This window comes from Actinospineispora acaciae DSM 45401 (genome assembly GCF_000620785.1).
GTDB lineage: Bacteria > Actinomycetota > Actinomycetes > Mycobacteriales > Pseudonocardiaceae > Pseudonocardia > Pseudonocardia acaciae.
Genome location: NZ_JIAI01000006.1, coordinates 437,627 through 452,006 on the forward strand (window position 1 = coordinate 437,627; position 14,380 = coordinate 452,006).

Below are 14,380 nucleotides of genomic sequence, written 5' to 3' on the forward strand. Positions count from 1 at the left end.
CCCGTGCCGGTGTGTACGCCGGTTCGAGGTCGGTCAGATTGCCGCATGGTCACTCGCTCGTGGCCACTACCAGAAAATTGCCGGCGGTCCGTGGCCACTGCGGTCTGCTTCGTGATAGGCCCCAGAGAAGCCCTGGTTCGTTCTGACTCGTCGGTCGGTTCTCATGTGCCAGCACTCCCGCCACCAATCGAGTCGATCTCGTGATTCCTGTGGGAACACCCTGTGGACAAGCGTGCAGAGGACTCCTGCAACAAGCCCCAGCCCAAATAGCCACCAAGGTGCGTTCGAGAGCCCGAGAGAGAAGGTTCCCAATCCCATGATTGTGAGGCCTGCGTTGACATTACGGTGCGATCCAGCAGGAGTACTCTTCACTCAGACCGCCCCAAAGTTGACTTCAAGGCGGTATTGCCACGAATAGGGTGGCGTGCGGCTCCCACATCAGACGCAGTGTCAGCCGCCGAGCGAAGCACGAGCTCGATCGGCTCTTTCTTCTCCCAACGCACCTCGTAAAACCTGTTCAACGCCACAAGTTTTAGCGCGCCTTCACCAAGAGTTGCAATCTTGAAGCTGCCGGGTAGGCCAAATATTGGATCCTGCAAGCTGTCGGCAGCCTCAGCGAGTGACGGAGGTCCCGACCATTCTATTTTCCACGCGGGCCCGTGGGTCCAGGAGTCTATCCATCGCGCACCTCGAAAAATCTGGATACGCCGCAGGACCGAGCTCGCGAGACTTGGAGGAGTTTGAAACCGTCCCCCATAGCGTGAGTCGAAGTCAATCTCGTCTTGGGTGAGTTTATCTGGCGACTGTCGCCACAGCGATCGAAATTCGACTTCGCTAAGGTGTTTGACAGCCTGCTTCCAGCTTGAGTCGTCAACTGCCGCCACACTAACTGTCGCGCTGGTCCCCAAGAGACGTAGGCATAGATGTCGAGGATGCCGCGTCATCCGAAGCCCGGGCAAACCCCAGACTTCCCCATCCGCGGCCCGAGGCAACAGTTCTTCGAGCAGCGGACCAAGAGACGAGGGGCTGGCCAAATGTAACCTAATAGAATCAGCTGCCGGCTGTCCCAGTTCCATCGTCGGCAGCAGCTTCTCTGACGCATTCTGGACATTCTCAGTTGTAACTGCCCGAAAAATCCTGGCTTCCAGGCGCTGCTGATCTGGCGAACAAGCATCGGGAAGACACAAGGCGCTAACCCTGTCGAGTCCACGAAGGCCCGATTGTCGTGCCCTTACGGCCTTCGGCAAAGGTGCGCTCAACGCACTGATAACCGCCCTCTTCTCAGCGGCGTCCAGGTCGATTCGCTTCAGAGGCGGACTTGCCTGGCTGGAGCATTCCCCGGTGTAATAGCAACGGCGTTCGCGTAGTCTACGCAAGATATCTTTTGCGATCATGATCGTCCCCGTCCTCTGTCCCCGGCACGACAGAAAAGCAAGAACTACGTTCACGAACGCACGCCAACAATATGAACGATCGGACGGTGAGTACTCGATCTCTGCAGCGGCACTGTCACCTCGGTGCCGGGAGAGGTGACGCCTGCTTCACGCCCGCCTAGGCGCCACGACGACGGTACCACACCAGACGGCGGCCGATGTGGACAGGGCACCGAACCCGTCCGGTCCTCGAGACGCTCAAGTTCTGTCAGACGACGCAACGTATGGTGCCGAGGTGGCGGATGAGCGGGGCGCGTGGCGGACGTTTGGTGAGCGGCTGGTCTACGAGAACCGGTGGGTACGGCTTGCACCGGTTGATATGGAGGCACCGAATGGAGAGCGGTGGGAATACCACGTTGTCCACCTTGGCCGGATCGCGGTCGCGCTGATCGTCAACGACGCGGACGAGGGATTGATGTCGGTCTGTGGGGGTGGGAACTGAGCGGAATGGTCCGTGGAGCGCACGGTCATCAGGGTGCCAGGGGCACCGGCTGGATGATGTATACGGCGCGCTCGAGACCTCTCGGTCGAGAGGGCGTCAGTCGGCGGTGTTCAGTAGGGCTATCAGCCTCTGCGCATGGAGGTTGACCGTTGGGGCGGTGTCGGGGTTGACGGGGCCGTACGAACTCAGCTTGTCGGCTTGGATGTCGCAGGCGTTGGCCCAGTCGATCGAGAGCTTTCCTCTGATCAGTCCGCTCAGGCTCGCTTTGTCGGGCGTGAGGTCCAGCGCGTCGGCGAACTCGCGGATGCATTCTTTCAGCTGCTCGATCCTGTCCAGCAACGTGGATTTCTGGGCGTCGGTCAGGTCGTCCACCAGCTCGTACATTCTGCCTCTTGGCGGACTCCGCACGTAACGCTCTATCTCCAGGATGTCTTTCTCGACCTTGGACAGGGCGGTGGAAATCGTTCGCGCATGGTTGGCGCTCAGGCCCGGTTTCGGGGCGGCGTCGTGCGGTGGTCTGCGTGCTTTTCGCGCCATGTAGCGGTGTCCCGTCCTCGGTCGTCGTCCCGCACGAGACTAGGGGGCGCGCAGGCGGGAGCGGGTGCGGGCGGGGGCGGTGGGGGGCAGCTCGCCCAGGATGTCGGCCAGGGAGGTGGCGGCCAGGGTGGCGCGCCAGGCCTGGTGGGCCTCGGCCATTTTGGCGGCCAGGATGCAGGTGTCGCGGCAGTCCTCGGGGGGTAGGGCGCCTCGGCCCTGTTGGCGGATCTCGCGGCATTCGTAGGGCGAGGCGGCGCCGTCTACCGCTTCGACGATCTCCAGGAGGGTGATCTCGGAGGCGTTGCGGGCCAGGCGGAAGCCGCCGCGCGGGCCCGTTGTGGCGGCCAGGACGCCGGCCCTGACCAGGGACTGGAGTTGTTTGGCCAGGTAGGGGGCCGGGAGGTCGTAGTACTCCGCGAGCTGGGCGGCGGGGGCGGTCGCGCCGGGCTCGAGCTGGGCCAGCGTGGTGGCGCAGTGCAGGACCCACTCGGTGCTCACGGGCAGTTTCACGCGTCACAGTCTATCGTAGATATTGCGGATCTGTTTAGTCCGGGATACGGTGACGGCAAGAGCGGTGAGAGCGAAGGAGAGGTCGTCATGCGGATCGCGGTCGCCGGGGCCACCGGCAACATCGGGTCGTTGACCGCCCAGGCGCTGGAGCGGGGCGGGCACGAGGTGGTGCGGATCAGCAGGTCGCTGGGGGTGGACCTGGTGAGCGGTGAGGGGTTGGACGACGCGTTGGCCGGCGTGGACGCGGTCGTCGACACCACGAACAGCACCGCGGCGGACCCGGCGGAGACGGTGGCGTTCTTCGGCGCCTCCACCCGGAACCTGCTCGCGGCCGAGGGGCGCGCGGGCGTCAGGCATCACGTGCTGCTCTCGATCATGGGGATGGACCGGGTCGAGGGCAACGCGCACTACGCCGGTAAGCGGGAGCAGGAGCGGCTGGTGAGCGCCGGTTCGGTGCCGTGGACGATCGTGCCGGCGACGCAGTTCCACGACTTCGGCGCGATGGTGGCGAGCTGGACCGAACGGGACGGTGTCGCCACGGTCCCGCCGCTGCTGGTCCAGTCGATCGCGCCGGGCGACGTCGCCGACGTGCTCGCCGAGGTGGCGGTGGGCGAGCCCAGGGGGCGTTACCCGGACCTGGCCGGGCCGGAGCCGCAGGACCTGGTCGACATGGCCCGGCGCACGAACCGGGCGCGTGGTCACGAGGTGAAGCTGGTGCCGAGCTGGGACGGGGTGTTCGGGCCGGAGATGGCGGGCAACGTGCTGCTGCCCGGCGAGGGGGCACGGCTGGCGCCGACCACGTTCGACAAGTGGCTGGCCGAGCAGGGCTGATCGTCGGCGGTGGTCAGGTGGATGCGGACGGTCAGTAGGTCGGCGCCGAGGACCCGCACGGTCACGGCGTTGAGCGCCCGCAGCGGATGCCAGGCGATGATCCGTCGTTGCCTGGCCAGCGGGTCGTCGTCGGGCAGGATCTCGGCGATGCCGGGTACCCAGCGGTAACGCCAGCCGGTCCGCAGCCGCACGCGCACCCTCGGGTCGCGCTGGATGTTGCGGACGTAGCCGGCGCGCGTGCCGTGCTCGGCGATGATCCAGAACGTGTCGCCGTCGCGGCCGTTGCCCACCGGGGTGCGCCGGGGCAGGCCGGAGACCCGGCCGCGCGTTTCCAGCAGTGCCAGCCCGAGCGGGTTCAGCCCGGCCGCCAGCAACAGCCGTACCAGCGGGTTGATGACGAACCGCTGCAGTATCCGCACCAGTTGCACCTTCAGGCGACGGCTGCGGGCGGTGAGCAGCAGGTTCGCCAGTAGCAGGCCGGTCTGGACGAGCGCGCCGGGCAGGCCCGGCCAGGCGTCGGGGGAGAGCAGATAGAGGCCCCACACCACGACGAGGGCAACGGCGGTGGCGGCGGCGAGACCGCGAGGCATACGACTGTATAGGTTCATACGACTGTATGGTGGTCGCCGTGGGGGAGCCTGCCAAGCCTTTATCCCGTAAAGATGCGCTGATCGGCGCGATTCTGCGCATCGTCGGCGAGCACGGGCTGGAGCGGGTCAGCGTCCGTGAGGTGGCCTCGGCGGTCGGTGTCTCGATCGGCACCGTGCAGCACTACTTCCCGACCAAGGACGCCATGCTGGTCGCGGCGTTCAGCGAGGTCGTGCGCCGGATCCGGGCGAGGGTGGCGGCCGTCGAGCTCGGGCCGGACGTGCGCGCGAACCTCTCGGCGGTGCTGCGCGAGCTGCTGCCGCTGGACGCGGTGCGGGCCGAGGAGGTGCGCATCCAGGTGGCCTTCGCCGCCCGCGCGGTGACCGAGCCGTCGCTGGCCGCCATCCAGCGGGGCGTGCTCGGCGAGATCACCGCCGAGCTGGCCGAGGCGTTCGCGCGCACGCCCGCCGGCGGGGACCCTGAGCTGGCCGCGCGCCTCGCGCTGGCCGGCGTCGACGGCCTGGCGCAGCACGCGGTGAGCTCCGGCGCGCACCCCCCGTCCGCCGAGCTGACCGAGGCGTTGGACCACCTGATCGCCCTGCTGGTCACCGCCTCGGCCTGGTCGAGGTGATCATGCCGCCCGGCATCCCGGGTCCGCCCCAGCACGTGCACCGGGAGCACGACGAGACGTTCTACGTCCTGTCCGGCACGCCCACCTTCACCCGCGGCGCCGACGTGATCGTCGCCGAGCCGGGCACGCTGGTCACCGCCCCGCCCGGCGCCCCGCACACCTTCGCCAACCCCGGCGAGGAGCCCGCGCGGCTGCTGTGCACCGTCACGCCTGACCGCTACATCGACTACTTCCGGGAGCTCGGCCGGCTGCCCGTCGGCCCGACCGGCCCGGACCCCTCGGCGATGGCCGAGATCATGGCGCGCTACGCGACGGAGGTGGTGGGCCCGCGCCCAGGCTGAGGGTGCGGGTGATGCCGAGGGCGGCGGCGCGCACGGCGGGGACCAGGGTGGCCAGGTTCGTGGTCACGCTGGGCACCACCACGGAGACCGCCGCGGTCACCGCGCCCCGGTGGTCGAAGACGGGCGCGGCCACCGAGGAAGCGCCCACGGTGATCTCGTCGCGGGTCAGCGAGACCTTGCTGTGGCGGATGTCGGCGATCGCGCGGCGCAGCCGGTCCGGGTCGGTGATGGTGTGCGCGGTCAGCCGGGGCAGGCCGGCGGCGATCACCTCGTCGAGCAGCTCCGGCGGGGAGAACGCGAGCAGCACCTTGCCGGGGCCGGTGGCGTGCAGCGGCAGCCGCCTGCCGACCTGGGACACCACCGACACCAGGTCCTCGGTCGGGCGGGCGGCCAGCTTCTCCACGTAGAGCACCTGGTTGTCGTCCAGCACGGCGAGGTGCACGACCTGGTGGGTCACCTCGTAGAGGTCCTCCAGGTAGGGCAGCGCCACGTCGCGCAGCCGCCGGTTGGCCGGGGCCAGCGCGCCGAGCTGCCACAGCCGCAGCCCGACCCGATAGCGCCCGCGCCCGGAGCGTTCCAGGCCGCCCCAGGCGACCAGCTCGGCGAGCAGCCGGTGCACGGTGGCCGGGGCCAGGCCGGTGGTGCGCACGATCGAGGTCAGGGTCTGCTCGGGGCGGTCGTGGGAGAACGAGTCCAGGATCGCGATCGCGCGGCTGAGCACCGTGCGTCCCGGGTCGGCCATGTCCCGCCTCGTTTTCCGGTCAGTGCGAGCCGCGGCGAATCGCCGGCGCGGCAGGTGTCACAGTGTCCCCGCTGCGGTGTGGCCGGTGAAGGAGGAGCTGACGTTGGGGCTGTTGGACGGGAAGGCCTGCCTGGTCACCGGGGGTGCGGGCTCGATCGGGCTGGCCACCGCGAGGTTGTTCCTGGCCGACGGTGCGCGGGTGGCGCTGTTCGACAGGGACGCCGAGCCGCTGGCGCGCGCGGCGGACCAGGTCGGCGGGGATGACCGGGTCCGCACGGTGGTCGGCGATGTGACGAACGAGGACGACGTCGCGGCCGGGGTGGCCGCCGCCGTCGAGCGGTTCGGGCGGCTGGACGTGCTGGTCGCGAACGCCGGCACCCCGGCGGCCGCCGCGCCGGTCACCGAGTTCGGCGTGGAGGAGTTCGACGCGACGTTCGCGGTGCACGTGCGCGGGGTGTTCCTGGCCTGCAAGCACGCGCTGCGGGTGCTGTCCGACGGCGGCAGCGTGGTGATCGTCTCCAGCGTGGCGGGGCTGCGCGCGGACGCCGGCGTGTGCGCGTACGTCGCGGCCAAGCACGCCCAGGTCGGGCTGATGCGCTCGATCGCCAAGGAGGTGGCCGGGCGGGGCATCCGGGTCAACACCATCCACCCCGGCCCGGTGGACAACGCCTTCCAGGCCGGCATCGAGGACCGCCTCAGCGCGCTGACCGGCGGCGATGCTACCGAGGCGTTCAACGCCGCCATCCCGCTCGGCCGCCACGCCGGCGCCGACGAGATCGCCCGCTCGATCCTCTACCTGGCCACCGACCAGAGCAGCTTCACCACCGCGAGCACCCTGGTGGTGGACGGCGGCATGAGCGCCTAGCCGAGCGTGCGGGGAAGCCCGAGGTAGGGCGCGACCGACGTCTCGAACCGGGTCAGTTCGTGGATCTTGTCCCCGGCCAGGCCGAGGATGATGACGCCGCCGATGTGGAAGGTGCCGGTGACCTCGTCGCGGACGTACTGGCCCCACCCGGGTTGGCCGTTGGCGCGGACGGGCACCATCCGGTCGAACCGCCCGCAGTGGGTGCGGTGCGCGCGCACGACGCTGAAGAACCGGTGCACGGCGTCGCTGCCCCGGTACTCGAAGGGCAGGGGTGGCATCCGTACCCACGCGTCGTCGGTCATGAGCGCGATGAGCGCGTCGACGTCGAGCTCGGTGAAGGCGGCGACGAAGCGGTCCAGCAGCGCGCGCTCGGCCGGCGAGCCGGGCGCGGGCGGCGGCGGGTGGTTGGACCGCGCTGCGTTCATCGTGGCGCGGGCCCGTTTGAGGGCGCTGGTGACCGCGTCCTGGGTGAGCCCGAGCAGTTGTGCGGTCTCGGCGGCGCGGTAGCCGAGCACGTCGCGCAGCAGCAGCACCGCGCGCTGGTTGGGCGGTAGGAGCTGGACGGCGGTGACGAACGCGAGCGAGATCGCCTCCCGGGACTCGTAGCGGGCCTCGGGTCCGGGCACCTGGTCGGAGGGCTCCATCGCGTCCGGGTAGGGCTGCAGCCACAGTGCCTCGCCGAGGCGGGTCGGCTCCGGGAGCGGCCCCGGCGCCGCGGCGGCCACCGGCTGGCGGGTGGACGAACGCAGCAGGTTCAGGCACCGGTTGGTGGCGATGCGGTACAGCCAGGTGCGCAGCGACGAGCGCCCCTCGAAGCCCTCCAGGCCCAGCCACGCCGCCAGCAGCGTCTCCTGCAGGGCGTCCTCGGCGTCCTGCAGCGAGCCCAGCATGCGGTAGCAGTGCACGTGCAGCTCGCGGCGGTGGGGCTCGACCAGGGCGGCGAACGCGTCCCGGTCGCCGGCGCGGGCCCGCCCGAGCAGTTCTGCCGACATCTGCCACCTCCGTCTGGGTCCTTCCTACGTACAGACACCGACAACCTCCGGAACTGGTCGCCTCCCGGGTGACCAGTTTCGGGGCGGCGCCGTGTCCATCCGTAGGTCCGCACACCCGAACCAGAAAGCGGGGACACCGCGATGAAGACACCCCCGATCGTCTCGCCGGAGCAGTGGGAACAGGCGCGCCGGCGGCTGCTCGTGAGGGAGAAGGAGCTGACCAGGGCCCGCGACGCGATGGCCGCCGAGCGCCGGCGGATGCCGTGGCTGGCCGTGGAGAAGGACTACGAGTTCCACGGTCCCCGGGGCCGGGCGAGCCTGCTCGACCTCTTCGAGGGACGCCGCCAGCTGATCGTCTACCGCGCGTTCTTCGAGCCGGGCGTGCACGGCTGGCCCGATCACGCCTGCCCCGGCTGCTCGATGGGGGCCGACCAGGTCGCCGACCTCGCCCACCTGAACGCCCGCGACACCACCCTCGCGTACGTCTCGCGCGCGCCGCTAGCGGACATCGAGCGGGTCAAGGCCCGGATGGGCTGGCGGATCCCGTGGTACAGCTTCGGCGGCGACTTCGACGCGGACTTCGGCGTGGACGAGTGGCACGGCACGAACGCGTTCATCCGGGACGGCGACCGGGTGTTCCGTACGTACTTCGTCAACAGCCGGGGCGACGAGGCGATGGGCAGCACCTGGAGCTACCTCGACATCACCGCGCTCGGGCGGCAGGAGACCTGGGAGGACTCGCCCGAGGGCTACCCCCAGACCCCGCCCTACGAATGGTGGAACTGGCACGACGAGTACGACCACGCCGAGGCGACCGACCAGGAGTGGCTCAGCCGTATCGACGGCGCCATCGACGCCGGCCAGGCCACGGCCCGACGACACCCGTAGTGCCGTAGGGTCGCGGGTGCTGGTGGTTCGCGCCGGCCCTTCGGTGGGGCGGCGCGAGGCAAGAGGGAACCCGGTGCGAATCCGGGACTGCCCCGCAGCGGTGAGCGGGAACGACAGCCGTCACCAAGCACTGGGCCGATGGCCTGGGAAGCGACGGCCGGTAGGTGGCGCACCTCCCGTGCGCAGAGCCCGCGAGTCCGAAGACCTGCCACCGGTGCGGGCGCCGCCGGTGCCCGCGTACCCGTGGCCTCGAGGGCGGGCTCGGTGAACGCCACCGCCCGAGTTGCCACGGCTCTGACACGCTCGCGAGGAGAGAGCCGTGAACAACACACTGGGCAGCACCGTGCTCGGATACCCGCGCATCGGCCCGAACCGGGAGCTCAAGCGCGCTGTGGAGCGCTACTGGGCCGGCCAGATCGACGACGACGAGCTGCGCCGGGTCGCGGCGGGCCTGCGCCGGGACACCTGGCGGGAGCTGGCGGCGGCCGGGCTCGGTTCGGTGCCGGGGAACACGTTCTCGTACTACGACCAGGTGCTGGACACCGCGCTGATGGTCGGCGCGGTGCCGGCCCGGTTCTCCGGACCGGGGCCGCTGGACACGCTGTTCGCGATGGCCAGGGGCCGCGACGGGGTGCCCGCGCTGGAGATGACCAAGTTCTTCGACACGAACTACCACTACCTGGTGCCCGAGATCGGACCCGAGACCCGGTTCGAGCTGGCCGGCCGCAAGCCCGTCGAGGAGCTCGTCGAGGCGCTGGAGCTGGGCATCCGCACCAGGCCGGTGCTGCTCGGTCCGGTGACCTTCCTGCTGCTCGCCAAGGGGCACCGTCCGCTGGAGCGGCTGGACGCGCTGCTGGAGGTGTACGCGGAGCTGCTGGTCGAGCTGCACGCGGCCGGCGCGGAATGGGTGCAGTTGGACGAGCCCGCGTTCGTCGCCGACCGCACCCCGGCCGAGCTGGACGCCCTGGCCCGCGCCTACCAGCGGCTCGCCGGCGTGCCCGGCCGGCCGAGGCTGCTGGTGGCCGGCTACTACGGTGACCTGGGTCCGGCGTTGCCGGTGCTGGCGGATTCTCCGGTGGACGCGATCGGGCTCGACCTGGTGGCCGGTTCGGCGGACCTGTCCCGGGTCGCCGCGCTGGGGGACAAGACGGTGCTGGCCGGCGTGGTCGACGGCCGCAACGTCTGGCGTACCGACCTGGAGGCCGCGCTGGCCAAGGCCGCCGTGCTGCTCGGCAGCGCCGGCCGGGTGGAGATCGGCTCGTCCTGCCCGCTGCTGCACGTGCCCTACGACGTCGCCGTGGAGACCGGCCTGTCCGGGGTGGTCCGTGACCGGCTCGCGTTCGCCCGGCAGAAGCTGCGCGAGATCGAGATCCTGGACCGGGCACTGCACCACGGGCGGGACACCGTCGCCGAGGAGTTCGCCGACGCCGCCCGCCGGCGCCACCCGGACCGGACCGGCGAGCGCGACGACCGGGTGCGCGCCCGGCTCGACGCCCTGGGCACCACCCACTTCCGCCGGGGCCCCGCCGGCCGGCGCGCTCGGTTGCAGAGGGACAACCTGAAGCTCGGCCCGATCCCGACCACCACCATCGGCTCGTTCCCGCAGACCGCCCGGATCCGCGCCGACCGCGCCGCGCACCGGGCCGGGCGGCTGGACGGCGGTGAGTACGAGCGGAGGATGCGCGCGGAGATCGAGCGGGTGGTCCGGCTGCAGGAGCGGATCGGGCTGGACGTGCTGGTGCACGGCGAGCCGGAGCGCAACGACATGGTGCAGTACTTCGCCGAGCACCTCGACGGCTTCGCCGCCACCGAGCACGGCTGGGTGCAGTCCTACGGCACCCGCTGCGTGCGCCCGCCGGTGCTCTACGCCGACGTGTCCCGGCCCGAGCCGATCACCGTGCGCTGGAGCGGCTTCGCGCAGTCGCTCACCGCGCGCCCGGTGAAGGCCATGCTGACCGGCCCGGTGACGATCCTGGCCTGGTCGTTCGTCCGCGACGACCAGCCGCTGGGCCAGACCGCCCGGCAGGTCGCGCTGGCCCTGCGCGACGAGGTCCGCGACCTGGAGGCGGCCGGGCTGCGGATCGTGCAGGTGGACGAGCCCGCGCTGCGCGAGCTGCTGCCGCCGCGCACCGCCGGCCGGGCCGACTACCTGGCCTGGGCGATCGACGCGTTCCGGCTGGCCACCGGCGGGGCGGCCGACACCACGCAGGTCCACACCCACCTGTGCTACTCCGAGTTCGGCGACGTGGTGGACGCGATCGACGCGCTGGGCGCGGACGTCACCACCGTGGAGGCGGCCCGTTCCAACATGGAGGTGGTCGCCGCGCTCGGCGCCGGCATCGGGCGCGGGCTCGGGCCGGGGGTGTACGACGTGCACTCCCCGGAGGTTCCCACCGTTGACGACATCGCCGGCCTGCTCACCGCCGCCGCCCGCGAGGTGGCACCGGAGCGGCTGTGGGCGAACCCGGACTGCGGGCTGAAGACCCGGGCCGAGCCCGAGGTGGTGGCCGCCCTGCGCAACCTGGTGGCCGCCGCGGCTACCGTCAGGGGCGGATGAGGGGAGCATTCATGGCGGAGCTGTGGGAGCTGGACGGCGGGGTGTCCCGGTCGGCCAGCGCGGAGAACCCGACCGGCGCGAAGGGCGCCGGCGCGATGGCCACCGAGGGCACCGGCGCGCACGCCGCCCGCGACCTGGGCCGGGGGTGGAAGGTCTCGCCGTCCATCCACCTCGCGAACGGCGACACCGCCACGCTCGCCGACATCGAGGGGCCGGGCGTCATCGAGCACCTCTGGCTGACCACGGACCGCAACCGGCTGCGCGGGATGCTGCTGCGGATGTACTGGGACGGGGAGGAGTCGCCGTCGGTGGAGGTGCCGCTCGGCGACTTCTTCTGCAACGGCTGGGCCGGCGACCTGGCGCTGGTCAGCTCCGAGGCGGTGGTCGTCGCCCCGGCCGGCGGCCTGAACAGCTACTGGCCGATGCCGTTTCGCGGCCGGGCGCGGATCACGCTGGAGAACGCCAGCGGGGACGACGTCCCCGTCTACTACCAGGTGGACTACCAACTGCGCGAGCTGCCCGAACGGACCGCCTACCTGCACGCTCACTGGCGGCGGTCCAACCCGCTCGGGGACCCGGCGGTGCACACGATCCTGGACGGCGTCTCCGGGGCCGGCCGCTACGTCGGCACCTACCTGGCGATCGAGCCGGGCGACCCCGGCTGGTGGGGCGAGGGCGAGCTGAAGTTCTACCTGGACGGGGACGAGGAGTTCCCGACGATCTGCGGGACGGGCACCGAGGACTACTTCGGCGGCGCCTGGAACTTCGACGTGAACGGGCGCTACGTGCGGTACTCCACCGCGTACCTCGGGCTGCACCAGGTGCTGCCGCCGGACGAGATCTACCGCCCGTACCAGCGGTTCGGGATGTACCGGTGGCACCTGCGCGACCCGATCCGCTTCGAGCGCGACCTGCGGGTCACCGTGCAGGCACTGGGCTGGAAGAGCGGCCGCCGCTACCTCCCGCTGGAGCGCGCGGACATCGCCACCACCGCGTTCTGGTACCAGACCGAGCCGCACGCGCCGGGCCACCGGCTGGCGACCGAGCACCTGGCCACCGCCCCGCAACGGCTCCCGGCCGTGCCCCGCCCGCGCCTCACCGCGCGGCTGGGTGCCTTTCTGCGTCGCTTGTAATAGGTTAGACCTATTACGATCGGCGCATGGGGAACGACCCGGTGCCGCCGCTGGCGGCCGAGGACCACGTCTGCGCCGGCTGCGGCGTCGACTACGCCGCGCTCGACCTCGCCGAGGCCGAGCGGTTGATCGCCGAGGTGCCCGGGCGGCTGCGCGACCGGCTGGGCGGAGTGGAGGAGAGCCGGTATCGGCGCCGGCCCCGGCCGGACACCTGGTCGGCCGTCGAGTACCTCTGCCACCTGCGTGACCTGTACGCGACCAGCACCATCCGGCTGCACCGCGTGCGCACCGAGGACCGCCCGGTGTTCGAGCCGATGCTGAACGACCTGCGCGCCCGCCGGTTCCGCTACAACGAGCGGGACCCCGACACCGTGCTGGACGAGCTGGCTGCGAACGTCGCCGGCTTCCGGGAGGAGATGGCCAAGGTGTCGGGCGACGGGTGGGACCGGACGGGCAGCCGCCGGGCGGACGAGACCCGCACCGCGCGCTGGATCGTCCGCCAGGCCGCCCACGAGGGCGTGCACCACGCCCGCGACATCGACGCCGTCCTGTCCTGAAGCCGCGGCGGTCAGGCGGCGTGGTGGCGGGCGGCCGGGTCGGGGCGGCGGCGCTGGCGCTCGCGCCGTTCCAGCCGGTACGCGGGTGCCTCCGCCGGCTCGGCCTCGGCGCGCGTGTGTTGACGGATGGGGAACGGGCGCAGCCGCGACGGGCCGGTGGACACGATCAGCACGATCAGCCCGAGCCCGGCGAGCACCAGGGCGTGTGCCACCACCCGGGGCGCGTCGACGTTGCCCCCGACCAGGTCCACGGCGCTGACCAGCGAGAGCACCAGCACGAAGCTGCCCAGCACCGGCAGCACCCCGGCCAGGTGGCGGACCCAGCGGGCGCCGGCCAGGAACGCGACGCCGAGCGCGAGGTTCCAGGCGGACGACTCGTGCGACATGTGGGCCAGGTCGGCGCCCAGGATGGAGTGGTGCGCGTGGCCGGCGGCGGTGTGCGGCAGCAGCAGCGCGAGCAGGCTCAGCGCGAGCTGCGCGGCACCGACGCCGGCCAGCGCCCAGCGGGCGGTCAGGTGCCAGCGCCGGCGGTGCGGGCGGGGGAGCTGGTCGAGTACGGACGCGAGCTGGCGGTCGGTCAGCCCGGGGCTCGGGTCCGCCGGTGCGGTGCGGGCCAGGCGGTTGACCCGCGCGGCCAGCTCGTACCAGCCGGCGCAGTCCGCGCAGGTCGCCAGGTGCGCGCGCGCCGGGCCCACGGCCTCCGGATCGGCCTGGCCGTCCATGTCGGCGGAGAGCAGCTCGCGGTAGCCGGCACACCCCATGCCGGTCAAGTCGGGCGGGCGGCCCGCCTGGTTCCCGGGAGATCGTCGGACATCTGGGCGACCAGCTCGTCGCGGGCCCTGGCCACCCGCGACCGGATGGTCCCGACCGGGCAGCCGCACACCTCGGCGGCCTCCTGGTAGCTCAGCCCGAGCAGCTGGGTGAGCAGGAAGGCCAGGCGGCGGTCCGGGTCGAGCTGGTCGAGCATGGCGTGCAGGGCGACCGACTCGCCGAGGTCGGCGCCGTCGCGCGCGCCGGGGGCGTCCTCGACGGCGGCGTCCGGGTCGATCTGGGGCCTGACCTTGGCGGCGCGCAGCTGGTCGGCGGCGACCCGGCGGGCGATCGCGAGCAGCCAGGCCCGCACCGAGGACTCGGCCCGGAAGCCCGGCAGCGAACGGAACGCGCGGGCGTAGGTCTCCTGGGTGAGATCCTCGGCGACCGTGCGGTCGCTGAGCGCCACCAGCATCCGCCACACCTGCTGCTGGGTGTGCTCGACGAACCGGGTGGCGGCGTCCCGGTCACCCTCGCGGGCCCGCAGCGCCAGCTCGGTGAGCGCGTGGTCGTCCATGGCCAT

Annotated in this window: 14 protein-coding genes, 2 pseudogenes and 1 riboswitch; of the genes and pseudogenes, 9 read left to right on the top strand and 7 right to left on the bottom strand. The window is 71.4% G+C overall.

What is annotated here, in order from left to right; all coding sequences use genetic code 11:
* Window positions 1–1,668: 1,668 nt before the first annotated feature.
* Window positions 1,669–1,851: pseudogene (locus tag N912_RS55050) on the top strand (NUDIX hydrolase); the annotation flags it as partial.
* Window positions 1,852–1,971: 120 nt separating this feature from the next.
* Here N912_RS55050 and N912_RS0127840 read toward each other — a convergent pair.
* Window positions 1,972–2,259: a hypothetical protein gene (locus N912_RS0127840; RefSeq protein WP_028924977.1), complete on the bottom strand. Its 288-nt coding sequence runs from the start codon at window positions 2,257–2,259 to the stop codon at window positions 1,972–1,974.
* 192 nt (window positions 2,260–2,451) lie between these two features.
* Window positions 2,452–2,922, bottom strand: a complete 471-nt coding sequence (locus N912_RS0127845; protein ID WP_028924978.1) for an RrF2 family transcriptional regulator — start codon at window positions 2,920–2,922, stop codon at window positions 2,452–2,454.
* A gap of 87 nt (window positions 2,923–3,009) precedes the next feature.
* On the opposite strand from N912_RS0127845, the gene N912_RS0127850 reads away from it, so the two are divergent.
* A complete protein-coding gene (locus N912_RS0127850) occupies window positions 3,010–3,753 on the top strand; it encodes an SDR family oxidoreductase (RefSeq protein ID WP_028924979.1) in 744 nt (247 codons plus the stop codon).
* Window positions 3,754–3,860: 107 nt separating this feature from the next.
* On the opposite strand, the pseudogene N912_RS65880 reads toward N912_RS0127850, so the two are convergent.
* A pseudogene (locus N912_RS65880) lies at window positions 3,861–4,361 on the bottom strand (nitroreductase/quinone reductase family protein); the annotation flags it as partial.
* A 20-nt stretch (window positions 4,362–4,381) separates the two neighbouring features.
* Between N912_RS65880 and N912_RS55055 the strand changes: the two are divergent.
* Window positions 4,382–4,972: a TetR/AcrR family transcriptional regulator gene (locus N912_RS55055; RefSeq protein ID WP_037067024.1), complete on the top strand. Its 591-nt coding sequence runs from the start codon at window positions 4,382–4,384 to the stop codon at window positions 4,970–4,972.
* A gap of 2 nt (window positions 4,973–4,974) precedes the next feature.
* Complete coding sequence (locus tag N912_RS55060; RefSeq protein ID WP_156994077.1) at window positions 4,975–5,313, top strand: cupin domain-containing protein; 339 nt, start codon at window positions 4,975–4,977, stop codon at window positions 5,311–5,313.
* On the opposite strand, the gene N912_RS55065 is transcribed toward N912_RS55060, so the two are convergent.
* A complete protein-coding gene (locus tag N912_RS55065) occupies window positions 5,267–6,055 on the bottom strand; it encodes an IclR family transcriptional regulator (protein ID WP_037066780.1) in 789 nt (262 codons plus the stop codon). The genes N912_RS55060 and N912_RS55065 overlap by 47 nt on opposite strands.
* 85 nt (window positions 6,056–6,140) lie before the next feature.
* On the opposite strand from N912_RS55065, the gene N912_RS0127880 reads away from it, so the two are divergent.
* Complete coding sequence (locus tag N912_RS0127880) at window positions 6,141–6,920, top strand: SDR family NAD(P)-dependent oxidoreductase (protein WP_245645442.1); 780 nt, start codon at window positions 6,141–6,143, stop codon at window positions 6,918–6,920.
* Here N912_RS0127880 and N912_RS0127885 read toward each other — a convergent pair.
* Window positions 6,917–7,912, bottom strand: coding sequence for a sigma-70 family RNA polymerase sigma factor (locus N912_RS0127885; RefSeq protein WP_028924982.1), 996 nt, complete (start codon window positions 7,910–7,912; stop codon window positions 6,917–6,919). The two genes, N912_RS0127880 and N912_RS0127885, sit on opposite strands and share 4 nt — an antisense overlap.
* Before the next feature lie 141 nt (window positions 7,913–8,053).
* On the opposite strand from N912_RS0127885, the gene N912_RS0127890 reads away from it, so the two are divergent.
* From N912_RS0127890 to N912_RS0127905, 4 genes are all read left to right on the top strand, one after another.
* On the top strand, window positions 8,054–8,800 hold the full coding sequence (locus N912_RS0127890) for a DUF899 domain-containing protein (protein ID WP_028924983.1): 747 nt from the start codon (window positions 8,054–8,056) through the stop codon (window positions 8,798–8,800).
* A 17-nt stretch (window positions 8,801–8,817) separates the two neighbouring features.
* A riboswitch (cobalamin riboswitch) is annotated at window positions 8,818–9,017 on the top strand.
* A 102-nt stretch (window positions 9,018–9,119) separates the two neighbouring features.
* Window positions 9,120–11,357 carry a 5-methyltetrahydropteroyltriglutamate--homocysteine S-methyltransferase gene (metE, locus tag N912_RS0127895; RefSeq protein ID WP_028924984.1) on the top strand — a complete coding sequence of 746 codons (2,238 nt, stop codon included), beginning with the start codon at window positions 9,120–9,122 and terminating at the stop codon, window positions 11,355–11,357.
* A gap of 11 nt (window positions 11,358–11,368) precedes the next feature.
* Complete coding sequence (locus N912_RS55070; protein WP_064745387.1) at window positions 11,369–12,490, top strand: glycoside hydrolase family 172 protein; 1,122 nt, start codon at window positions 11,369–11,371, stop codon at window positions 12,488–12,490.
* A 26-nt stretch (window positions 12,491–12,516) separates the two neighbouring features.
* Window positions 12,517–13,047 carry a DinB family protein gene (locus N912_RS0127905; protein ID WP_028924985.1) on the top strand — a complete coding sequence of 177 codons (531 nt, stop codon included), beginning with the start codon at window positions 12,517–12,519 and terminating at the stop codon, window positions 13,045–13,047.
* An 11-nt stretch (window positions 13,048–13,058) separates the two neighbouring features.
* Here the strand turns inward: N912_RS0127905 and N912_RS55075 are convergent, their stop codons facing one another.
* Together N912_RS55075 and N912_RS55080 are read right to left on the bottom strand one after the other, a co-directional pair.
* Complete coding sequence (locus tag N912_RS55075) at window positions 13,059–13,808, bottom strand: zf-HC2 domain-containing protein (protein WP_169747959.1); 750 nt, start codon at window positions 13,806–13,808, stop codon at window positions 13,059–13,061.
* A gap of 5 nt (window positions 13,809–13,813) precedes the next feature.
* Window positions 13,814–14,374: a sigma-70 family RNA polymerase sigma factor gene (locus N912_RS55080; RefSeq protein WP_051580902.1), complete on the bottom strand. Its 561-nt coding sequence runs from the start codon at window positions 14,372–14,374 to the stop codon at window positions 13,814–13,816.
* Window positions 14,375–14,380: the final 6 nt, after the last annotated feature.

What these genes read in the sequence shown, in the direction of transcription:
- N912_RS0127850 (WP_028924979.1), top strand. Translation starts at nt 3,010, where the DNA reads ATGCGGATCGCGGTCGCCGGGGCCACCGGCAACATCGGGTCGTTGACC.
- N912_RS0127840 (WP_028924977.1), bottom strand. Translation starts at nt 2,259, where the DNA reads ATGTACGAGCTGGTGGACGACCTGACCGACGCCCAGAAATCCACGTTG.
- N912_RS55060 (WP_156994077.1), top strand. Translation starts at nt 4,975, where the DNA reads ATGCCGCCCGGCATCCCGGGTCCGCCCCAGCACGTGCACCGGGAGCAC.
- N912_RS55075 (WP_169747959.1), bottom strand. Translation starts at nt 13,808, where the DNA reads ATGGGGTGTGCCGGCTACCGCGAGCTGCTCTCCGCCGACATGGACGGC.
- N912_RS0127885 (WP_028924982.1), bottom strand. Translation starts at nt 7,912, where the DNA reads ATGTCGGCAGAACTGCTCGGGCGGGCCCGCGCCGGCGACCGGGACGCG.
- N912_RS0127905 (WP_028924985.1), top strand. Translation starts at nt 12,517, where the DNA reads ATGGGGAACGACCCGGTGCCGCCGCTGGCGGCCGAGGACCACGTCTGC.
- N912_RS0127890 (WP_028924983.1), top strand. Translation starts at nt 8,054, where the DNA reads ATGAAGACACCCCCGATCGTCTCGCCGGAGCAGTGGGAACAGGCGCGC.
- N912_RS55070 (WP_064745387.1), top strand. Translation starts at nt 11,369, where the DNA reads ATGGCGGAGCTGTGGGAGCTGGACGGCGGGGTGTCCCGGTCGGCCAGC.
- N912_RS55065 (WP_037066780.1), bottom strand. Translation starts at nt 6,055, where the DNA reads ATGGCCGACCCGGGACGCACGGTGCTCAGCCGCGCGATCGCGATCCTG.
- N912_RS55080 (WP_051580902.1), bottom strand. Translation starts at nt 14,374, where the DNA reads ATGGACGACCACGCGCTCACCGAGCTGGCGCTGCGGGCCCGCGAGGGT.